Origin of the sequence: Pseudomonas sp. xss_4 (genome assembly GCF_043104125.1) — a bacterium.
GTDB lineage: Bacteria > Pseudomonadota > Gammaproteobacteria > Pseudomonadales > Pseudomonadaceae > Aquipseudomonas > Aquipseudomonas parafulva_B.
In genome coordinates this window covers 111,701-133,156 of record NZ_JBICKJ010000090.1, presented here as the reverse complement: position 1 = coordinate 133,156, position 21,456 = coordinate 111,701, and the positions used below count along the sequence as shown (strand labels likewise).

At 62.6% G+C, this 21,456-nt stretch carries 22 protein-coding genes; 9 read left to right on the top strand and 13 right to left on the bottom strand.

Going from position 1 to position 21,456, the window contains the following annotated elements; translation table 11 throughout:
* From lptC to ACF8GB_RS19690, 8 genes are all read left to right on the top strand, one after another.
* On the top strand, window positions 1-573 hold the full coding sequence (lptC, locus tag ACF8GB_RS19725) for an LPS export ABC transporter periplasmic protein LptC (RefSeq protein WP_196121712.1): 573 nt from the start codon (window positions 1-3) through the stop codon (window positions 571-573).
* Entirely contained in the window at window positions 560-1,084 is a 525-nt protein-coding gene (gene lptA, locus ACF8GB_RS19720) for a lipopolysaccharide transport periplasmic protein LptA (protein ID WP_058637504.1), read from the top strand. Before lptC ends, lptA begins: the two co-directional genes overlap by 14 nt.
* A complete protein-coding gene (lptB, locus tag ACF8GB_RS19715; protein ID WP_058604413.1) occupies window positions 1,085-1,810 on the top strand; it encodes an LPS export ABC transporter ATP-binding protein in 726 nt (241 codons plus the stop codon).
* A gap of 175 nt (window positions 1,811-1,985) precedes the next feature.
* Window positions 1,986-3,479, top strand: a complete 1,494-nt coding sequence (locus ACF8GB_RS19710; RefSeq protein WP_058637503.1) for an RNA polymerase factor sigma-54 — start codon at window positions 1,986-1,988, stop codon at window positions 3,477-3,479.
* Window positions 3,480-3,560: 81 nt separating this feature from the next.
* Window positions 3,561-3,869, top strand: a complete 309-nt coding sequence (hpf, locus tag ACF8GB_RS19705) for a ribosome hibernation-promoting factor, HPF/YfiA family (protein ID WP_058604411.1) — start codon at window positions 3,561-3,563, stop codon at window positions 3,867-3,869.
* Between the two features lie 12 nt (window positions 3,870-3,881).
* Entirely contained in the window at window positions 3,882-4,346 is a 465-nt protein-coding gene (gene ptsN, locus ACF8GB_RS19700; protein ID WP_027913742.1) for a PTS IIA-like nitrogen regulatory protein PtsN, read from the top strand.
* 2 nt (window positions 4,347-4,348) lie between these two features.
* Window positions 4,349-5,203 carry an RNase adapter RapZ gene (gene rapZ / locus ACF8GB_RS19695; protein ID WP_058637502.1) on the top strand — a complete coding sequence of 285 codons (855 nt, stop codon included), beginning with the start codon at window positions 4,349-4,351 and terminating at the stop codon, window positions 5,201-5,203.
* A 19-nt stretch (window positions 5,204-5,222) separates the two neighbouring features.
* Window positions 5,223-5,495, top strand: coding sequence for an HPr family phosphocarrier protein (locus ACF8GB_RS19690; protein WP_058637501.1), 273 nt, complete (start codon window positions 5,223-5,225; stop codon window positions 5,493-5,495).
* A gap of 85 nt (window positions 5,496-5,580) precedes the next feature.
* On the opposite strand, the gene ACF8GB_RS19685 is transcribed toward ACF8GB_RS19690, so the two are convergent.
* From ACF8GB_RS19685 to pmbA, 6 genes are all read right to left on the bottom strand, one after another.
* Entirely contained in the window at window positions 5,581-6,468 is an 888-nt protein-coding gene (locus ACF8GB_RS19685; RefSeq protein ID WP_078479449.1) for a ZIP family metal transporter, read from the bottom strand.
* Between the two features lie 11 nt (window positions 6,469-6,479).
* Window positions 6,480-7,091: a superoxide dismutase gene (locus tag ACF8GB_RS19680; RefSeq protein WP_058637500.1), complete on the bottom strand. Its 612-nt coding sequence runs from the start codon at window positions 7,089-7,091 to the stop codon at window positions 6,480-6,482.
* Window position 7,092: 1 nt separating this feature from the next.
* Entirely contained in the window at window positions 7,093-7,515 is a 423-nt protein-coding gene (locus tag ACF8GB_RS19675) for a hypothetical protein (protein ID WP_058637499.1), read from the bottom strand.
* A gap of 27 nt (window positions 7,516-7,542) precedes the next feature.
* Window positions 7,543-8,919, bottom strand: coding sequence for a lyase family protein (locus ACF8GB_RS19670; RefSeq protein WP_058637498.1), 1,377 nt, complete (start codon window positions 8,917-8,919; stop codon window positions 7,543-7,545).
* A complete protein-coding gene (locus tag ACF8GB_RS19665) occupies window positions 8,894-9,313 on the bottom strand; it encodes a hypothetical protein (protein WP_058637550.1) in 420 nt (139 codons plus the stop codon). Before ACF8GB_RS19665 ends, ACF8GB_RS19670 begins: the two co-directional genes overlap by 26 nt.
* A 156-nt stretch (window positions 9,314-9,469) precedes the next feature.
* Window positions 9,470-10,816, bottom strand: a complete 1,347-nt coding sequence (gene pmbA, locus ACF8GB_RS19660; RefSeq protein ID WP_144964403.1) for a metalloprotease PmbA — start codon at window positions 10,814-10,816, stop codon at window positions 9,470-9,472.
* Window positions 10,817-10,925: 109 nt separating this feature from the next.
* On the opposite strand from pmbA, the gene yjgA reads away from it, so the two are divergent.
* Window positions 10,926-11,447 (top strand): ribosome biogenesis factor YjgA, encoded by a 522-nt coding sequence (gene yjgA / locus ACF8GB_RS19655; protein ID WP_023533376.1) that lies wholly within the window; start codon window positions 10,926-10,928, stop codon window positions 11,445-11,447.
* Window positions 11,448-11,482: 35 nt separating this feature from the next.
* Here the strand turns inward: yjgA and tldD are convergent, their stop codons facing one another.
* From tldD to mreC, 7 genes are all read right to left on the bottom strand, one after another.
* Window positions 11,483-12,922, bottom strand: coding sequence for a metalloprotease TldD (gene tldD / locus ACF8GB_RS19650; protein WP_058604405.1), 1,440 nt, complete (start codon window positions 12,920-12,922; stop codon window positions 11,483-11,485).
* A gap of 2 nt (window positions 12,923-12,924) precedes the next feature.
* The gene (locus ACF8GB_RS19645) at window positions 12,925-13,776 is read right to left on the bottom strand and encodes a carbon-nitrogen hydrolase family protein (protein ID WP_392527501.1); all 852 of its coding nucleotides are present in this window, start codon (window positions 13,774-13,776) and stop codon (window positions 12,925-12,927) included.
* Between the two features lie 14 nt (window positions 13,777-13,790).
* Window positions 13,791-17,600: a YhdP family protein gene (locus ACF8GB_RS19640; RefSeq protein WP_392527500.1), complete on the bottom strand. Its 3,810-nt coding sequence runs from the start codon at window positions 17,598-17,600 to the stop codon at window positions 13,791-13,793.
* A gap of 82 nt (window positions 17,601-17,682) precedes the next feature.
* Window positions 17,683-19,140: a ribonuclease G gene (rng, locus tag ACF8GB_RS19635; protein ID WP_058604402.1), complete on the bottom strand. Its 1,458-nt coding sequence runs from the start codon at window positions 19,138-19,140 to the stop codon at window positions 17,683-17,685.
* A 55-nt stretch (window positions 19,141-19,195) separates the two neighbouring features.
* A complete protein-coding gene (locus tag ACF8GB_RS19630) occupies window positions 19,196-19,825 on the bottom strand; it encodes a Maf family protein (RefSeq protein WP_392527499.1) in 630 nt (209 codons plus the stop codon).
* Between the two features lie 33 nt (window positions 19,826-19,858).
* A complete protein-coding gene (gene mreD, locus ACF8GB_RS19625; RefSeq protein WP_058637491.1) occupies window positions 19,859-20,347 on the bottom strand; it encodes a rod shape-determining protein MreD in 489 nt (162 codons plus the stop codon).
* The gene (gene mreC, locus ACF8GB_RS19620; RefSeq protein ID WP_392527523.1) at window positions 20,347-21,378 is read right to left on the bottom strand and encodes a rod shape-determining protein MreC; all 1,032 of its coding nucleotides are present in this window, start codon (window positions 21,376-21,378) and stop codon (window positions 20,347-20,349) included. Before mreC ends, mreD begins: the two co-directional genes overlap by 1 nt.
* Window positions 21,379-21,456: the final 78 nt, after the last annotated feature.

The window sequence follows — 21,456 nt, the reverse complement described above, 5'->3', positions numbered from 1 at the left end:
ATGTTCAGCAAGAAAGCCAGAAACATCGTGCTGCTCGGGGTCATTGCGGCCCTGCTGGTGGCCGTCGGCTACTGGAACGTCAGCCCGGAGAGTTTCCTGGAGAAGCCAGTCGCCCAGGTCGACGAAAGCGCCATCGACTACTACGCCATTAACGCCCAGAGCGTCCAGTTTCTGCCCGATGGCAGGCTCCAGTACGAAATGACCGCCGACAAAGTCGAACATCTCAAGGCCAGCGAGGTCACGATGTTGACCACGCCGGACTTGCACCTGTACCGCGGCACGGCGTTTCCGTGGCATGTACAAAGCACCCGCGCCGAGGTCAACCCCGATGGCAGCGAGGTCGAGTTGATCGACAATGTGCGCGTTGCCCGCACTGACGAACAGAAGCGTGAGACCATAATCACCAGCTCGCGCATGACCGTGTTCCCGCAGAAGCAATATGCGCAGACCGAGCAAGCCGTTAGAATCGACGGCGCCGGTGGGACGACCACGGGCAAAGGAATGAAAGCGTACCTGAAAGAAGGCAGGATGGACCTGCTCTCTAACGTAAGAGGACAGTATGAGGCTCGTTAAAACCCTCCCCCTTTTGCTCAGCCTGAGCGCAGCACTGGGAAGCGCGAGCACCCTCGCCCTGCCGAATGACCGTGACCAGCCGATTCGCATCCAGGCCGACAATGCGCACCTGGACGACAAGAAAGGCGTGGCCACCTACACCGGTGACGTGATCATCACCCAGGGCTCGATGATGATCAAAGGCAACACCGTGACCATCACTCGCACGAACGGTGGCGATATCGACGTGGTCACCTCGGTGGGCAACCTGGCCTATTTCGAGCAGCAACAAAGCGCGTCCAAGGCGGACAAGATGAAAGGCTGGGGCGTTACCATCCAGTACCAGGCCCAGAGAGACCTGGTGGTACTCACCGACCGAGCCAAGGTGGAGAACGAAGGCAACACCACCGAAGGCGAGAAAATCGTCTACAACACCCAGACACAAGTGGCCACTGCCGGTCGGGGTGGCAACGTAACCACGCCGCGTCAGCGCATCGACATGGTGATCCAGCCCAAGAAGAAGGCCGAGTAAATGGCAACCCTCAAAGCCCAGCACCTGGCCAAGAGCTACAAGGGCCGCCAGGTCGTGCGAGACGTCAGCCTGTCGATCGACAGCGGTCAGATCGTCGGCCTGCTCGGCCCCAACGGCGCCGGCAAGACCACGTGCTTCTACATGATCGTCGGCCTGGTTCAGGCCGATCAGGGGCGCGTGCTGATCGACAGCCTCGATGTCAGCCACCAGCCCATGCACGGTCGCGCCCAGGCCGGTATCGGCTATCTTCCGCAGGAAGCGTCGATCTTCCGCAAGCTGACTGTGGCCGACAACATCAAGGCGATCCTGGAAACCCGCAAGGACCTCGACCGCGAGGGCCAGCGCCAGGCGCTCGAAAGTCTGCTCCAGGAATTCCACATCACCCACATTCGCGACAACCTGGGCATGAGCCTGTCCGGTGGTGAGCGCCGACGGGTCGAGATTGCGCGGGCATTGGCAACCGCGCCAAAATTCATTCTGCTCGACGAGCCCTTCGCAGGCGTAGACCCGATTTCGGTCGGCGATATCAAGCAGATCATTCATCACCTCAAGGCCAAGGGCATCGGTGTGCTGATCACGGACCACAACGTGCGTGAAACGCTCGATATCTGTGAAACGGCCTACATCGTCAACGACGGTCGCCTGATCGCCGAGGGCGATGCCCAGACCATCCTGGCCAATGACCTGGTGAAAGAAGTTTACCTGGGGCACGAGTTCAGGCTTTGATCAAGACGCGCGCCTTGGGCACGGACAAAGACGCCCACAACTTGGGCCAAGTTGTTACAGTGCTCTAGGCAAACGCTACAATTTAAGGCATAAATCTTGCTTGAAATGGCGCCCCGGCGCCCTCGTGTAGTGGAAGGCGCATGTGCGCCGGCGAACAAGGTACAAAGCATCTGCCATGAAACCATCGCTCGTCCTAAAAATGGGCCAGCAACTGACGATGACACCGCAGTTGCAACAGGCCATCCGCCTGCTCCAGCTTTCCACCCTGGACCTTCAGCAGGAAATCCAGGAAGCCCTGGAGTCCAATCCGATGCTCGAGCGCCAGGAAGACGGCGACGACTTCGACAACACCGACCCCATGGCGGATAACGCCGAGAACAAACCCACCAGCGACGTTCAGGACAACAGCTTCCAGGAAACCACTGCCAGCGCCGAGAACCTCGAGGACGGCGAGTGGAACGAACGCATTCCCAACGAGCTTCCCGTCGACACCGCCTGGGAAGACATCTACCAGACAAGCGCCAGCAGCCTGCCGAGCAATGACGACGACGAGTGGGATTTCACTACCCGCACTTCGGCTGGGGAGAGCTTGCAAAGCCACCTGCTGTGGCAGTTGAACCTTGCCCCGATGTCCGACACCGACCGCCTCATTGCAGTCACCTTGATCGACAGCATCAACAACCAGGGCTACCTGGAAGACAGCCTGGACGAGATTTGTGCAGGGTTTGACCCCGAGCTCGACATCGAGCTGGACGAAGTCGAGGCAGTGCTGCACCGCATCCAGCAATTCGAACCTGCCGGTGTGGGCGCCCGTACGCTGGGCGAATGCCTGTTGCTACAACTGCGCCAGCTGCCGGCCAGCACCCCGTGGATGACCGAGGCCATGCGCCTGGTCAGCGACTTCATCGATCTGCTGGGAAGCCGCGACTACAGCCAGCTCATGCGCCGCATGAAACTCAAGGAAGACGAGCTGCGCCAGGTCATCGAACTGGTGCAGAGCCTTAACCCCCGCCCAGGGTCGCAAATCGAGTCCAGCGAGCCCGAGTACGTGGTGCCGGATGTGATCGTGCGCAAGGACAGCGAGCGATGGCTGGTGGAACTGAACCAGGAGGCGGTGCCACGTCTGCGCGTGAACGCGCAATACGCCGGGTTCGTGCGCCGCGCCGACACCAGTGCCGACAACACCTTCATGCGCAACCAGCTGCAGGAAGCCCGCTGGTTCATCAAGAGCCTGCAAAGTCGTAATGAAACCTTGATGAAGGTGGCTACGCAGATCGTCGAGCACCAGCGCGGCTTCCTGGACCACGGCGACGAGGCAATGAAGCCGCTGGTGCTGCATGACATCGCAGAAGCCGTGGGCATGCACGAATCGACCATTTCCCGGGTCACCACCCAGAAGTACATGCACACGCCGCGTGGCATCTACGAGCTGAAATACTTTTTCTCGAGCCACGTCAGCACCTCCGAGGGCGGTGAATGCTCGTCCACGGCGATCCGCGCGATCATCAAGAAACTGGTTGCGGCGGAAAATCAGAAAAAGCCATTGAGTGACAGCAAGATCGCTGGTTTACTGGAGGCACAAGGCATCCAGGTCGCCCGTCGCACCGTCGCCAAGTACCGCGAGTCCCTGGGTATCGCACCCTCGAGCGAGCGCAAGCGATTGATGTAGCCCCTGAGATGTGCCACCGCGTTTGTGTGGCAGGTGCAACACCTGCCTCTTTGATGCACGGGCAACAAAAGGAGAAGCTGTATGCAAGTCAATATCAGTGGACAGCATGTAGAAGTCACCCAGCCAATGCGCGATTACGTGCTCGAAAAGCTCGCCCGCGTGGAGAGTCACTTCGACAAGATCACTAACGTGCAGGTCATCATGAAAGTCGAGAAGCTGCAGCAGAAGGTCGAAGCGACCTTGCAGATTCCTGGCGGTGAAGTGGTAGCCAACGCCGAACACGAAGACATGTATGCAGCGATCGACGCCTTGGCCGACAAGCTCGACCGCCAACTGAAAAAACACAAGGAAAAACAGCAAAGCCTGCTGCAAGGTGCAGCAGCCCGCTGATCCCCCTCATCCATGATCCGACTTGAAACCATCCTGACCCCCGGCCGTTCCCTCGTGAACGTGCCGGGCGGCAGCAAGAAGCGCGCCCTTGAAAAGGTCGCCACCCTGATTGCCGATCAAGTGCCTGAACTTGAAATGCAAGACGTCTTCGAAAAACTGGTGGCCCGGGAAAAGTTGGGCTCTACCGGTTTCGGTAATGGCATCGCCATTCCCCATTGCCGCCTTGAAGGGTGCTCCTCACCGGTCAGCGCCCTTCTGCACCTCGACGCGCCTATTGATTATGACGCGATCGATGGCGCGCCCGTGGACCTGCTTTTCGTTCTGCTGGTTCCGGTTGCGGCCACCGACGCCCATCTTGAACTGCTGCGCCAGATAGCCAGCATGCTCGATCGCAAGGACGTTCGTGATCGCTTGCGTGCAGCCCAGAGCAGCGAGGCCTTGTTCCAGGTCGTCCTGGACGTGCAGAACGAGCATTGAACATGCGCTTGATCATCGTCAGTGGCCGGTCAGGCTCCGGTAAGAGCACGGCCCTCGATGTCCTTGAAGACAACGGGTTCTACTGCATCGACAACCTGCCCGCCGGGTTGCTGCCGCAGTTGGCGGAAAGCGCGTTGCTCAACACCGAGTTGCCGCAGCCCAAGGTTGCCGTATCGATTGACGCGCGTAACCTGCCGAGCCATTTGTCGCGTTTTCCCGAACTGCTTGAACAAGCGCGTGCCCGTCACATCCAGTGCGACGTGCTGTACCTCGATGCCGACGAAGACACGTTGCTCAAGCGCTTCTCCGAAACCCGCCGGCGCCACCCGTTGACCAATGCTGATCGCTCACTGGCCGAGGCGATCCGCGTCGAACGGGATTTGCTGGGGCCGATCGCCGATCTGGCCGACCTCAAGATCGATACCACCCGCCTGAATCTCTATCAGTTGCGCGACTCGATCAAACTACGCCTGTTGGACAAGCCAGAGCCGGGTACGGCTTTTCTAGTGGAGTCATTCGGCTTCAAGCGGGGTATGCCGGTCGATGCCGACCTGGTGTTCGACGTGCGTTGCCTGCCCAACCCCTACTGGAAGCCAGAGCTGCGCGGGCACTCCGGCCTTGAACAGCCCGTGATTGATTACCTCGCCGCCCAGCCGGACGTCGAAGAGATGTTCACCGACATTTCCAGCTACCTGCTCAAGTGGCTGCCACGGTTCGCCGCCAGCAACCGTGCCTATGTCACCATCGCCATCGGATGCACTGGCGGCCATCATCGCTCGGTGTACCTCACCGAACGGCTGGGCCAGTTGCTCCAGCAATCTTTGAAAAACGTCCAGGTTCGCCACCGCGACCTCTAGCCCAAGGATCCGCCAGCTCATGCCCGCCCGCGAAATCACCATCATCAACAAACTGGGTCTGCATGCCCGGGCGGCAGCCAAATTCGTCGGGGTGGCCGGTCGCTTTCCCTGCCAGGTCAGGGTGGGTCGTGCACCGGACAAGCTGGTCGATGGCAAGAGCATCATGGGGGTCATGATGCTGGCGGCGGGCAAAGGCACTCAGGTCTACCTGCATACCGAAGGCGAGCAGGACAGTGAAGCCATGGAGGCACTGGTCGAGTTGATCAACAACTATTTCGACGAGGGGGAGTGAACCCTCAGCACGGCCAGCACGCGTTTCCATCGACCGTCGCCAAGTGCGCCACCCTCCTCCTTGCGCCCGAAGTCTCGCGGGCGCTTCAGGACAGCGCAGTATCCATCACCATCATCAGGCAGAAACCGATGCACAGCCCCAGGCTGGCCAGGCGGTGATTACCGTGGCTGCGTGATTCGGGGATGATTTCCTGGGTCACGACCAGCAGCATCGCACCTGCAGCGCAGGCGAGGCCCAGCGGCAAGAGCAGTTGCGCCACATTCACAAGCCAGGCGCAGATAACGGCCGCCACTGGCTCCACCAGACCGGAGGCGGCGCCGATGAGAAAGGCCTTGAAGCGTGACATGCCTGCGCCGGCAAGTACCAGCGCAATGACCAGCCCCTCCGGTACATCCTGCAAGGCGATGCCCATTGCCAGGCTATCAGCGTCTGCCATGCCCCCGCCCGCTGATACGCCTATGGCCATGCCCTCTGGAATGTTGTGGGCGATGATGGCGAAAACGAACAGCCACATGCGCGAGGCGATGACCGGTTCGCCAGAGGTCAGCCCTGAGGGTGAGCCTGCCGAGAGTTTCAAGTCCACCAGATAAAGGCACAGCGCACCTGTCAACAGGCCCGCGCTGATGAGGGCGCCGGCTCCCCATGCACCAAAGCCGATTGCCTGAGCGGCCTCCAGCCCAGGCACCAGCAGCGAGAAGGCCGTGGCCGCCAGCATGACGCCAGCACCAAAGCCCAACAGGGTGTCCGCCAGCGCCACGGGCATGGTGCGAACTACCAGTACGGGGACCGCACCCAGGGCCGTCCCCAATGCGCATAGCGCGCCGCCCTCCAACGCCCGCAACATACGTGGGTCCAGGTCGAGCCAGGCAAGTGCGCGCGCCACCAGCAACGCGGTGCCGGCCAGCAGCAACAGGGTGCCAAGCGCCAGCCTGAACAAGCGCACGCTGTTGACGGACATCACTTCGGGGCGCATGCCTGCCTGGCTCATTTCATGGCATCGAGGTAGCGGCGGTTCACTTGCGCCCAGTCGATGACGTTGTAGAAAGCGCCAATGTACTCAGGCCGACGGTTCTGATACTTCAGGTAGTACGCGTGCTCCCAGACGTCCAGGCCGAGAATCGGCGTATGGCCGTGCATCAACGGGCTATCCTGGTTGCCGCTGCTCTCGACCACAAGGGTCTGCTGCGGTGTAACGCTGAGCCAGGCCCAGCCACTGCCGAAGCGGGTCAGAGCGGCCTTGGTGAAGGCTTCCTTGAATGCCTCGAAGCCACCCAATTGTGTCTCGATGGCACGGGCTACCTCGCCCTGGGGTTCACCTCCACCACGGGGGGACATCACCGTCCAGAACAGACTGTGGTTGGCATGTCCGCCGCCATGGTTGATCACGGCGCCTCGCATCTTTTCAGGTAACTGCTCGACCGCCGCCACCAGTTTTTCCACAGGCCAGTCGGCCCATTCGCTGTTCTCGACCGCTGCGTTGAGGCCATTGACGTACGTCTGGTGATGCTTGGTGTGATGGATTTCCATGGTCTGCGTGTCGATGTGCGGTTCCAGCGCATCGTAGGCATAGGGCAGTGCAGGCAATGCATGGGGCATGTCAATGGACTCCGTGGGCAGGTTGAAGTGAACAGGGCCGATTGAGCAGGTGCTCGGTGCGCGGGTACTGGCCATGTTCGGCGATGAAACTCAACAACTCGGTATAGGTGCGGGCGCTGTGGCGCAGTGCTGCATCACGCAGCGCCGGTGGCAGGCACACGTCCTGACTGGCCTGTAATAGCCGTTGGTGCACGGCGCACAGGTAATCGGCGCTTTCATGGGGCTGCTGCAGGCGCAGGTGCAAGTCGGCCAGGTTGTGATGCGCAATCACCAATGAGGCCACGGCTTCATCGGCATCCTGCCAGCGCGTGAACAGCACCTGGGCCAATGCCAGGGCCTGGAGGTAGTGTTCGCGAGCGTCCACCAGCTCACCTTGCGAGAACAGGTGATTGGCGATTTGCGTGATGCGTTTCCAGTGCTGCATGACGAGCCTCCAGGGCCATTTCACCCATCAGATACCACCGGCGGTCAGCTTTTCCGGGTTCAGCAAGGCCTGCAACCGATCACGGGAAAGGTCGGTGTGTTCGAGCGCCACATCAATGATGGGGCGCCCTTGCGCGTAAGCGGCCTTGGCGATTTCGGCTGCCTTGAGGTAACCAATGATCGGGTTCAGCGCCGTGACCAGGATCGGGTTGCGCGCCAGCGCCTCGTTGAGTTTGTGTTCATTGACCTTGAATGTGGCAATGGCCTTGTCTGCCAGTAACCGGCTGGCATTGGCCATCAGTTCGATGCTTTCGAGCAGGTTACGGGCAATGACCGGCAACATGACGTTGAGCTCGAAGTTGCCGGACTGACCCGCTACCGCGATCGTTGCGTCATTGCCGATAACCTGGGCGGCGACCATGGCGGTGGCTTCAGGAATCACCGGGTTGACCTTTCCAGGCATGATCGAAGAGCCGGGTTGCAAGCCCTGCAGCTCGATTTCACCCAGGCCCGCCAATGGCCCTGAGTTCATCCAGCGCAGGTCGTTGGCGATCTTCATCAGCGCCACCGCCGTGGTCTTGAGCTGGCCGGACAGTGCAACGGCAGTGTCCTGGGAGCCGATTACCGCAAACAGATTCTGGGCAGGGCGAAACGCTACGCCAGTCAGCGCGCTGAGGTGACGGGCGAAGCCGGCGGCGAAATCAGGGTGGGCATTGATGCCGGTGCCTACGGCCGTGCCCCCTTGGGCCAGGGCCTGCAGGCTGGGCAAGGTGGCCTCGATATGCGCCTTGGCCCCGGTGACCTGCGCCGCCCAACCATCGAGCACTTGGCTCATGCGCACAGGCATGGCGTCCATCAAGTGCGTGCGGCCTGTCTTGATATACGGACGAACCTGGACCGACTTGGCTTCGATCACCTGCACGAGGTGGCTTAGCGCTGGCAGCAGTTGCTCGTGAAGCGCCAGGGCGGCGCTGACATGAATGGTGGTCGGAATGATGTCGTTGCTGCTCTGCCCGCAATTGACGTGATCATTGGGATTGATCGCCTCGCTTGAGCCCCGGCTGGCCAGCGTTGCAATCACTTCGTTGGCGTTCATGTTGGAACTGGTCCCGGAACCGGTCTGGAACACATCGACCGGGAAATGCACGCTGAAGTCTTCTGCCAGCAGTTGCTGTACCGCCGTGACGATCGCCCGGCCTTGCTGCGCGGACAACTGCTCCAGTTCGACGTTGGCGTTGGCCGCCGCTGCCTTGGCCAGCAGCAGCGCGCGTATGAACTGGCCAGGCATGCGCTGGCCACTGATGGGGAAGTTGTCGACCGCACGCTGGGTCTGCGCGCCGTACAGCGCGTCTGCCGGCACGTGCAACTCGCCCATGCTGTCACGCTCGATGCGGGTATTGGTCATCATCGGATCCTTGCATCAATTCATCGGGGGAAATCGAGGGCAGCAAACGGCAATTGGCCAGTTGCAGGGCATAGGGCTGCCAGCGTTGGTTCTGCTCCTGCCGGTCGAGGTTGCGCAGGATCAACAGTGGCCGCCAGGCTTGATCCAGGCACTGGCAGCGCCAATGCCAAGGCAACATGCGGTCGCAGGCGGTATCGAGCAGCAGGCGAAAGGACGTCAATGCCACGGTCCAGGGGGACGTTTGGGTGCAGCACACCAGGTAACGCCCTTCCGCCAGGTAATGTTCGATCAGGCGCGGCTCATCGGGCTCGAGGGCACAGCGGATCCGGCGACTGAGCCAGCGCCAGTTTTCGAGATAGGGCAGTTCGCGGAGGGCGGTAGTCATGAACATCATCGTGTAGCTGTGAAATGATATTCATTATTAATTGATAAATAGAATCAGTTCAACCGGTAGATGGTGTTGAGTATCCGCTGATTGATTTTTTGCCGTTAATAGATAGGACCGCCGCGATGGGCCGCACAGCGGCCCCACGGTCTCAAATGAAAAGGATCAACTGCCAGCAACCATCATCCGCTCAATCAGCACCGAGCCTGTGTGAATGTTGCTACGGGTCTCCAAGTCGCTGCCAATGGCCACGATCTGCTGGAACATGTCCTTCATGTTGCCCGCGATGGTGACTTCCTGGACAGCGTGCTGAATCTCCCCATTCTCGATCCAGAAACCAGCCGCGCCCCGGGAATAGTCCCCTGTCACCATGTTCAGGCCATGCCCCATCAATTCGGTAACCAGCAGGCCGCGCCCCATGCGCCGGATCAATGCCGCCTGGTCGTCACTGCCATGGGTGACGAACAGGTTGTGCACGCCGCCTGAGTTGGCGGTGCTGGGCAGACCCAGTTTGCGTCCTGAGTAGGTACCGAGCAGGTAGGACACTAATTGGCCTTTGTCCACGAACGGTTTGGCATAGGTCGCCAGGCCATCACCATCGAAGGCTGCGCTGCCCAATGCGCGCGGAATGTGAGGGCGCTCGTCCAAGGTCAGCCAGGCTGGAAACAATTGTTGGCCGAGGGCGCCCTCCAGGAAGGAGGACTTGCGGTACAGGTTCCCACCGGAAACCGCCGACAGGAAGCTGCCGAACAGCCCGCCTGCCAATTCGGCCGAGAACAGTACCGGCACCTCACAGGTCGGCACCGGCCGTGCGCCCAGGCGACTGGCAGCCCGTTGGGCGGCACGGATGCCAATACTGCGCGGGTCAGCCAGCAGATGGCCTTGGCGATTGACGTCGTACCAGTAGTCACGCTGCATCTGCCCATCGCCCTCGGCGATCATCACGCAGCTCAGGCTGTGACGCGTGGAGGCGTAGCCACCGACAAAGCCGTTGCTGTTGCCATACACCCTGCACCCCTGGTGGGTGTTGAGCGAGGTGCCATCGGCATTGAGAATCCGAGGATCAGCGTCGAAGGCCGCAGCTTCGCATGCCAAGGCCATTTCAATGGCCTTCTCCGGCTCCAGGTTCCAGTCGTGATAAAGGTCGAGGTCCGGGATATCGCGGGCCATCAGGGCGGCGTCGGCAAGCCCGGCGCATTCGTCCTCGGAGGTGTGCTTGGCAATGGCCAGCGCGGCTGCAACGGTTTCGCGAATGGCATCCGGACCACTGGCCGAGGTGCTGGCCGAGCCTTTGCGCTGCCCCACGTACAGGGTGATGCCAAAGCCCTGGTCACGGTTGAATTCTACCGTCTCGACCTCGCGCTGGCGGACCGTGGTGGACAGGCCCTGCTCCAGCGACACCGCCACCTCGCAGGCGCTGGCGCCCTGGCGGCGGGCCTCGGCAATGATCGCTTCGACCTGCTCTTGCAAGGCTGGCAGATCGTTCGGGCCGATACTCTGGACTGCACTCATGGTTTTCTCCACTCAGAATTCTGCGTTCGGCAAGGGCCATTCAACGGCCGGGCCGGACAAGCGGCCCCCGACTGGTTATCATGGCGGCGATCTTTAGCGGACTGCCACCATGGTTGATTCAAACGACGACGCCTTCGACGGCGAAAAAAGCAAAACCCAGATCAAGCGCGAACTGCATGCGCTGGTCGAACTCGGCGAGCGGCTCACCACCCTCAAGGCCGATACCCTGGCGCGCCTGCCCTTGACCGATGAACTGCGCAAGGCATTGGCCGAAGCCAGCAAGCACACCGCACATGGGGCTCGCAAACGCCACATGTCGTTCGTCGGCAAGCTGATGCGTGTCCAGGACCTGGACGCCATTCATGCCCTGCTGGAACAGATGGACAGCTCCACTCGCCAGTACAACGAGCGTTTCCACGGTCTTGAACGCTGGCGTGATCGGTTGATCGACGGCAACGACGAGGACCTCGAACGGTTCGTCAACGAATACCCGGAGACCGACCGCCAGCAGTTGCGCTCGCTGGTGCGCCATGCCCAGCACGAGAAGGCCAGGAACAAACCCCCTGCCGCTTCGCGCAAGGTGTTCAAGTACATTCGCGATCTGGACGAGCTGCAGCGCGGGCTGCGCTGATCGCGGCGGGGCCGCCATGCGGCCCCAGCCGACCCTCACGCCCCGGTACCGCCCACCGTGATCGCATCGAGTTTCAAGGTCGGTTGGCCTACTCCGACCGGCACGGACTGCCCGTCCTTGCCACATGTGCCTACCCCACTGTCGAGCGACAGGTCGTTGCCGACCATCGACACACGGCTCATCGCCTCCGGGCCATTGCCAATCAAGGTCGCGCCTTTGACCGGTGCGGTGATCTTGCCATCCTCGATCAGGTAGGCCTCGCTGGTCGAGAACACGAACTTGCCGCTGGTGATGTCCACCTGCCCGCCACCTAAATTCGCGCAGTAGATGCCCTTCTTCACCGAAGCGATGATTTCCTGTGGGTCACTCTCACCGGCTCGCATGTAGGTGTTGGTCATGCGCGGCATCGGCAAGTGGGCATAGGATTCCCGCCGACCGTTGCCCGTCACCGCCATGCCCATCAGGCGCGCGTTGAGCTTGTCCTGCATGTACCCCTTGAGCACGCCGTTTTCGATCAGGGTGGTGCACTCGGTTGGCGTCCCCTCGTCGTCCACGCTCAAGGACCCACGCCGACCTTCCAGGGTGCCATCATCGACGATGGTGCAGAGGCTGGACGCGACCTTCTGGCCTATCCGGCCGCTGAATGCCGAACTGCCCTTGCGGTTGAAATCGCCTTCCAGGCCATGGCCGACCGCCTCGTGCAGCAGCACGCCGGACCAGCCAGGCCCCAACACCACGGGCAAGGTGCCGGCAGGCGCGGCAACGGCTTCCAGGTTCACCAACGCCTGGCGCAGTGCTTCGCGGGCATAGCCCATTACTCGCTCCTCAGTGAAGAAGCGATAGTCGGTGCGCCCGCCGCCGCCCTGCCCGCCGCGTTCGCGACGGCCGTTCTGCTCGACGATGACACTGACGTTGAAGCGCACCAGGGGCCGCACGTCGGCCGCCAGGCTGCCGTCGGCGGCCGCGACCAGAATTCGCTCCCAGACGCCCGCCATGCTGACGCTGACCTGCTGGATACGCGGGTCCAGCGCGCGGGTGGCGGCATCGACACGCTTGAGCAGCTCGACCTTCTCGGCACGGCTGAGCACGTCCAATGGGTTATCCGCCGGGTAGAGCGTGGTCACGTCCTGGGCACGAAACGCCTGGACCGTGCCGTTCTGACCGGCACGGGAAATCGACCGCGCGGCGCGTGCGGCAGAGGTCAAGGCTTCGAGGTTGATGGCATTGCTGTAGGCGAAACCGGTTTTTTCGCCGGCCTGGGCACGAACACCGACCCCCTGGTCGAGGTTGAAGCTGCCCTCTTTGACAATCCCATCCTCCAGCGCCCAGGTTTCCGAAATCTGGCCCTGGAAATACAGGTCAGCGGCGTCGATGCCAGGGCCGGCCAATTCACCCAGCACACTTTGCAGGCTGTCCAGGGTCAAGCCGCCTGGGGTCAGGAGCTGCTCGCTGACGGTGGATAACATCTGGCTCATAGTCACTCCGAAGTGTGCGCAGGCCGCAATGCGCCCTGCAAGAAGAAGCGCCGGTGATCGATCACCGGCATGCGCGCCCGAATGGACGCCTGTTCGTCACTGTCGCGCTCGGCAAGCAGTACCGCTTCGCCTTGCGCCTGTTGCGCCACGATGCGCCCCCATGGGTCGACGATCGCCGCGTGGCCGTGGGTCTGGCGCTGGCCGGGGTGTAGCCCGCCTTGGGCTGCGGCCAGCATGTAGCATTGTGTCTCGATGGCGCGTGCGCGGATCAGCACGTCCCAATGCGCCGCCCCAGTCACCGCCGTGAAGGCCGACGGTGCACTGATCAGCTCCGCCCCGGCTGCCCGCAGATGGCTGTACAACTCGGGAAAGCGCAGGTCGTAGCACACGCTCAGGCCCAACCGCCCGACCGGCGTATCGGCAACCATCACTTGCGCACCTGGGGCATAGTCATCGGATTCACGATAACGGCCACGATTGTCGGCAACATCCACATCGAACAGGTGCAACTTGTCGTACCGCGCCACCTGCTGCCCATGCTCGTCGATCAGCAACGAGCAGGCATGTGGCTTGGCCCGGGGCTGACCATTCGGTGGCAGGGCAATGGTGCCTGCGACAATCCATAACCTGAGGTCGCAGGCCACGCGTTTCAACCAGGGCAGGATCGGGCCTTCGCCAAGGGCCTCGGCGCGGCCGATGGCCGCAGCGTCTGCACGCCCCATGGCAGCGAAGTTCTCTGGCAGCACAGCCAGCCTGGCGCCACCTGAAGCCGCCTGCTCCAAAAGCCTGCTCGCCTGACGCAGGTTACCCTGCACATCATCCTGGCTGACCATCTGGATTACCGCAGCCTTCATCGACTCTCCTGACGCTATTTCTGGAATGGTTTCACAAAGGTAATCTTAGGCTCTTTCCACGGCCCAACTACCCGGTAATGCACGCTGGCAAAGCGCGACACCCGGTCGCCGATCAGGCGGTCGACCAGAAACAGTGCGCCGCCCACGGCCGGGGCGCCGACGATCAACGCTGCCAGGGGGAGGTTGTTGGTGACCGGCAGGCTGACCTGCAGGTTGGCAGCGACCCGCTCACGCACCATGTCCAGCGTACCATCGAGTTCGAAATCGCTCGACGGGCCGGTGACCTTGATCGGCGTGCGGGTTACGTAGACCCCTTCACTGGCCACCAGCAGCCCCTTGAGTCGGTCGTAGGCCAGGCCCTTTTCGAACAGGTCGGAGAAGTCCAGGCGCAAGCGCCGGCCGATGGCGTTGAAGTTCAACAAGCCAAATACCCGCAACGCTTGCGCCCCACCGTCTACCTCGACGAACTGCCCGCTGTGCAGCACCGCATCGAGGCTGCCGGAGAAGCGTTTCAGGCTGATCGCCGCCGGGGATCCCGGCCACCGCCCGTCCACGTCCATGCGAAAGTCCCGGCTGGTTACCGTCGGGGCAAAGCCCCAGGCCGTGAGCACATCGCCCAGTTGCTTGCCCTGCACGCGGCCTTTGTACCAGCTCGTGCCGCCCGCGCCATCCCAACCACCGCTGCCGTCGATACGCAGCCCCTTGAGGTTCAGATCGATGTCGCTGGCGTTCACACCGGTACGGGTCGGGCGCAGCTTGATCGCAGCGCTGCCGTACAGATCGTCACCGCGGTAGAACCTGTCGATGCGTACGTCCAGCGGCGGCACCTTGCGCGGGTCGAAGGACGCCAGCGGATCGGCGCCGTCTTCGTCCTGCGCCTGGTCGGCACTGCCTGCAGGCAGGCGCAAGGTTTGCAGCCGCACGACGATAGGGGCGCCTTCGGCGTCTGGCACGCGCGCGTCACCCACCACCTGCCGACTGTCCAGGCGCACGTCCCAGGCCGCCGACCCACGTGCCAGGCGCACTCTCGACTGGTTCAGTTCCGTACCGTAAGCCTTTAGGGTTCCTATGCTCAGGTCCACGCTCTGCAAAGTCTGCCGCGCACTGCCGCCGGGATCGTCGCCTCCGAGCTTTTGCGCCTGAGCCTGCCAAGGGTCAAGGTCCAGGGTATCGAGGTGCCCACGAACGCGCAGGCCGCGCCCGCCAGGAGGCTGCGCTTGCCCAGCGCCAAGCAGCAACTCGCCAGCACCCTGGTCCAGGTGCTCGGCGGGTGCCACATAGGCCAGCCGGGCGAGATCGGTGTAGGCGGCGTCGATGCGCCGTTGCGCGCCTTGCAGGTTCATGCTGAAACGGCTGGCCCGGCTGTCGGCGGGCGCTTTGCCAAAGGGTGCCGGCAGGTCGATCGACAGGCCTTTGAGGTCCGAATCGACGCTCAACAGGTTTTCACGTGCGCCAATGCTCAACTGCAGCTGGTACGGTAGCTCGCCCGAGGCTGGCAGTGACTGGTCGAAATGCAGCCATTGGGTCAGCGCCTGCAGCGAAACCCGACCGCTGGCACTGATTCGTGTCTGCATCTGCCCCGGTTCGCCTTCAGCCGCGATCTGCGCAGTGACCGGCTTGCCGAATGCCTGCAGGGAAATGCCCTTGCCACTGAGGCCCTTGTCATAGTCGAAGCTGAAGTCGCCCTTCAAGCGCGTGAGCTCAAGCTCAGGCGAAGCGATCTTGAGCCGCGCATCGCGCGTGGCGAAATCCACCTTTACCTTGGGCTGCTGCCCATGGGCCAGCGGTATGTCCAGCTTGACCTTGCCTTTGAGGGGGCCCTCGCCTTCCCAGCCGGCGAAGATCTCATGGGTGCCGATGGGCGCTTGCTTGAGTATCTTGAGCCCGTCCACCAGGCCACCGTCGAAATTGCCGTCCAAGTGCAAGTGGCTATCACCGTTGCCTTCCACATGTGGAATGTCGACGTTCACGTCGCTGACCTTGGTATCGAGCAGCACGCCGCGTTGTGCCTTGATGCGCACACCGCTGTCCTCGATGAACACGTCCCCGTCCACATGCTGTACCTGTGGCCAGCCGGGCTGGAAGTCCAAGGTGGCATCATGCACCTTGAAGAACAGGCTGATGCTGCGGGCTTCGGGCCTGGCGCCGTGACTGAGCGAGCCTTGGTACTGGAAATAACCCTGGTCGACGCTGCCTTTGACGATTGCGCTGCGCAGCCATTGGTCCAGGGCCGGGCTCAATACCTCAGGCAGGTACTTGGCGGTGTAGCGGCCATCGCCATCGGTCAGACCGACACGCAGGTCCATGTAGTCTTCACGGCCTTGCTCGAACAACAGGCGGATGAGGAAGTCGCCTGCTATCTTGCCCTCCTCGCCCACGACCTTCAGATAAGGGGCAATCAGGGTGAAACCTGCCTTGTCCAGCGTCCAGGTCAGGCGCGCATTGGCTTTCTGGTAGTGCCAGGGTTTGGCGAAGATCGGATCCAGGTGCAGCATGAACGCGTCGGTATCCAGACGCAGCTCGCCGTGCCCAAGGTCGCCGCTGATGCTGCCATTCACGTTACCGGCAGCCGGGGCACCGTGATACGCATCGAAACCCACGCGCTCCAGGTTGCCTTCGAACGCCAACCGGCGATCACCGTCGGCATGGGGCCGGGCCGTCAGTTGCACGTTGCGCAAGGCACCTGTGACATTGAGGCCATCGACCACCGCCAGCGCCTGCTGGCCCATGGGCGCCAAGGCGTGGATCAACGGCGTGAGGGGGGTCAGCTCCAGACGATCGGCCTGCACCTGCCAGCTTTCATCAGCCGGCGCAGCACCGTTGCGCTGCCTCAACCGCAGCCGCGACGCCCAATGCGTGTCGCCAAGGTCCATCGCCAGCGAGTCGACAACGACGTCGAAGCCCTCATCCTGACGCTCGAACCAGGCATTGAGGGCCAGATTGTCTACCTTGGCCGGTTTGCGCGTGTCATAGGCCCCTTCAAGGTGCGGCGCATTCAGGCGTACGGCGCCCTGGTGCAACTGGCGGTCGCGCCAGTCGAACCAGGCCTCGCCGCCAGCCTGAAGCACCTGAGCATGCCACTGCCCCAACAGCCGAGGCGGCAACCAGCGCGCCCAGTCACTGTGCGGCAGGTTGAGGTAGCCGTCTACCTGCGCGTCACGCCAGGCCTCGGCCGAAGCCCGGCTGCGCGCGCTCAGCGTCAGGGGTTGGCCATCTGGCAAGGTTGCCCGTAGGTCCAGCGATTGCCGCGAAGGCCCTGCCAGCAAGCCTGCGCTGACATAGGTCAGCGTCAGCGGATCACGCTGCCAGGCGTGCAGGGTGACCTGGCTGTCGAACACATCGACCCGCCCGAGCCGGCGCAGGTCCTTGAGCAATTGTTCGGGTTGCAGCGGTGCGTCGTCCTGCTTGGGCAGGCCCTCGAGCTTCCACTCGCCGGTTTCATCCTCGCGGGCGATCAGTTGCAGGCCGGCCAGCTGGATGCGCGCCAGGCGCACTTGACGTGCGACCAGGCTGCCCCAGACATCCGGCACCACGATGACGTCATCGAGCCGCAAGGCCGTGGCGCCTTCACCGATTTGCAGGTCGTGTACGGTCAGCACCGGCGACAGCCTGCTCCAGCGGCCCTGGAGCGCGCCAATGTGCACGGGCACACCCAGTGCCTCGGCGACCTTGGCCTGCACCGTGCTGCGGTACTCGGCCACCAGCGGCACCAAGGCCCGGCCGAGGCTGGCGTACAGCGCCACTGCGATAAGCAGCAAGGCGCAAGCCCCCAATCCCCAACGGGTCAGGACACTCAGAACGCGGCTTAGACGTCCCATGGCCATGGCCCTCCAGGTCGTATATGCATAATGGCCCGTGGTGCCGTTTTCGCCATGCCGACCGAAGCGCGTCGGGTTTCAGCAGGCCTCAGAGCAGCACCACGTCATACTGCTCTTGCGAATACATCGACTCGACCTGGAAGCGAATGGTTCGCCCGATGAAGGCCTCGAGTTCAGCCACGTTGCCAGACTCTTCGTCCAACAGGCGATCGACCACCTTCTGATTGGCCAGCACGCGATAGCCTTCAGCCTGGTAAGCGCGGGCTTCACGCAGGATTTCGCGAAAAATCTCGTAACAGATGGTTTCGGGGGTTTTGAGCTTGCCTCGTCCCTGGCAGGCCTGGCACGGTTCGCACAGCACCTGCTCAAGGCTCTCCCGGGTGCGCTTGCGGGTCATCTGTACCAGGCCCAACTCGGTGATGCCGATGATGTTGGTTTTGGCGTGGTCGCGCTCCAGCTGTTTTTCCAGCGTTCGCAGCACTTGGCGCTGGTGATCCTCGTCCTCCATGTCGATGAAGTCGATGATGATGATGCCGCCAATGTTGCGCAGCCGCAGTTGCCGGGCAATGGCGGTGGCGGCCTCCAGGTTGGTCTTGAAGATGGTTTCTTCCAGGTTGCGGTGGCCCACGAAAGCGCCGGTGTTGACGTCGATGGTTGTCATCGCCTCGGCCGGATCGACCACCAGGTAGCCACCCGACTTCAGTGGCACCTTGCGATCCAGGGCGCGCTGGATTTCGTCTTCGACACCGTACAGGTCGAAGATGGGCCTTTCGCCTGGGTAGTGTTCGAGACGGTCGGCGATTTCAGGCATCAGCTCTTGCACGAACTGCGTGGTGCGCTGGAAGGTTTCCCGAGAGTCGATGCGGATTTTTTCGATCTTCGGGTTGACCAGGTCGCGCAGGGTACGCAGCGCCAGGCCCAGGTCCTCGTAGATGACCAGGGGTGCGCCACAGGTCTTGATCTGCGCCCCGATCTGCTCCCATAACCGTCGCAGGTAGCGGATGTCCTGCAGGATTTCCTCAGCCCGCGCGCCCTCGGCGGCGGTGCGCAGGATGAAGCCGCCGGCCCCTTGTATATTCTCGCTGTCCACGCAGTCGCTGACCACGCGTTTAAGGCGTTCACGCTCGGCCTCGTCCTCGATCTTGAGCGAAATGCCCACGTGGCTGCTGCGGGGCATGTAGACCAGGTAGCGCGACGGGATCGACAACTGGGTGGTCAGCCGCGCGCCCTTGCTGCCGATGGGGTCCTTGGTGACCTGCACCACCAGCGCCTGGCCTTCATGGACCAGGGCGGTGATGTTTTCCACCGCCGAGCCTTCGCGCTGCGAAATTTCCGAGGCATGGATGAATGCGGCCCGTTCCAGCCCGATGTCCACGAACGCCGCCTGCATGCCGGGCAGCACCCTGACCACCTTGCCCTTGTAGATATTGCCGACGATGCCGCGACGCTGGGTGCGCTCGACGTGCACTTCCTGCAGTACCCCGTTTTCCACCACCGCCACGCGTGACTCCATCGGGGTGATGTTGATCAGGATCTCTTCGCTCATGGCAGGTTCTCGTCCAGGGTCTTGTTCTAATGATGGATGGCGCAAACGGTGCTGGCTACTGCGGGCGTGTCACCTCAGGTGTCGAGGCCGCCGGTTGCCAGCAAGCGATGCCGAAGCGCTCGAGCAACTGTGCCGTTTCACTCAATGGCAGACCGACCACGGCCGAATAGCTGCCCACCAGCCCGGTGACGAATACCGCGCCCAGCCCTTGGATGGCATAGCCGCCCGCTTTGTCCGCTGGCTCGCCGCGGGCCCAGTAGCGCTGGGCCTCCTGCTGGTCGATGAGGCGAAAGCGGACAGTGCTGCTGACACACAGGCTCTCCACACGCTTGCCGTCATCGAGCGCCACTGCCGTCAATACCTGGTGTTCGCGGCCAGACAACCGGGCCAGCATGCCAAGCGCGTCGTCACGGTGCTCGGGCTTGCCGAGAATGCGGCCGTCAAGCACCACGGCCGTGTCAGCGCCCAGCACCACAGCGCCTGCGTTCGCCATCTTGGCAGGTTCGAGACTGGCGCGACCGGCTGCAGCCTTGGCTTTGGCCAGGCGCTGCACATACGCCTCTGCGCTTTCGCCAGGCAGCGGGGTTTCATCGATGGGCGCGCTGGCCACCCTGAAGGGCACACCGATCTGCGTCAGCAGCTCACGCCGCCGTGGAGAGCCGGAAGCCAGGTATAGCGGGGTCATTCGGACATCTCCCTGTCAGCGGCCACCAAGCCGTCAATTGATGTGCAAGCGTCGGCGAAGATCGCGCAAGGCAAAGCTGATCCATGGCCAGAGCAGCGCGCTGATCACGGCCGACCAGACCAGCGCCAGGGTTGGCAGGCGGTTGCCGGTCAGGGCGCTGAGCCACAGCTGAAGCAACTGCGCAATGCCGAAGACCACCAGAATGATCAGGCTTTGCTGCCACATGGGGAACATGCGCAGGCGCTGTTGCAGGGACAGCACGAGGAATGTGATCAGGGTGAGGATCAACGCGTTCTGCCCCAACAGGGTGCCGTACAGCACGTCCTCGGCCAGGCCAAGCATGAACGCTGTGGCCATGCCGACCTTGTGCGGCACGTTCAAGGTCCAGAACGACACCAGCAACGCCAGCCACATGGGGCGAAAGACTTCCATGAACTGCGGCATGGGCGAGACGCTGAGCAGCAGGCCGACGACAAACGTCAGCCAGATGACCCAACCATTGTTGCGGCGCGATGCGGCCATCACTGCCTCCGGGGTTGAGTGGGCACAGCGGGTGCTGCGGCCGGGCTTGCAGGCTGCGCAGCAGGCGCGGTTGCAGGCGTACCGGGCTGGGTGGCAGGCGCAGGGGTCGCGGCAGGGGCGGTGTTTGCGGGCGTGCCGTTCACAGGCGTGCCTTGACCGGTCGTACCAGTACCCTGAGCAGGAACCGCCCCCCCCTTGCGGTCCGCTTCTTCCTGGGCAATCGCGGCATCGGTGGCGCGCTGCTCGGGCGTGCGCCGGTCGCTGAACACCAGCAGCATGTAACGGCTACGGTTGAGCGCCGCGGTGGGGATGGCGCGCACGATGGCGAATGGCTGGCCGGAATCGTGGATCACCTCGTTGACGGTGGCCACGGGATAACCGGCGGGGAAACGTTGGCCCATGCCGGAGCTGACCAGCAGGTCGCCTTCCTTGATGTCCGCCGTATCGGCCACATGGCGCAGCTCGAGGCGCTCAGGGTTACCGGTACCGCTGGCGATGGCGCGCAAACCGTTGCGGTTGACCTGCACGGGAATGCTATGGGTGGTGTCGGTGAGCAGCAAGACCCGCGAGGTATAGGGCATCAGTTCGACCACCTGCCCCATCAAGCCGCGGGCGTCGAGCACCGGTTGACCGAGAAACACGCCATCGCGCTCACCCTTGTTGATCAGGATGCGGTGGGTGAAGGGGTTGGGGTCGACACCGATCAACTCGGCAACTTCGACCTTTTCGTCGACCAGCGCCGAGGAATTGAGCAGCTCCCGCAGGCGCACGTTCTGCTCGGTCAACGCCGCCAGCTTCTGCAGGCGGCCTTGCAGCAGCAGGGCCTCGGTCTTGAGTTTCTCGTTTTCGGCAATCAGCTCGTTGCGGCTGCCGAACTGGCCCGCCACCCCTTGCCAGGCGCGTTGCGGCAAGTCGGTGATCCAGTACGATTCCATGAGCACCAGGCCCATCTGGCTGCGGACAGGCTTGAGCAGGTCGAAGCGCGCGTCGACGACCATCAACGCGACCGACACCACCACCAGGACGAGCAGGCGAACGCCCAGCGAGGGGCCCTTGGAGAAAAGCGGTTTAATGGGCCGTTCCTCGTGGACGACTCAGGAAGTCATTGG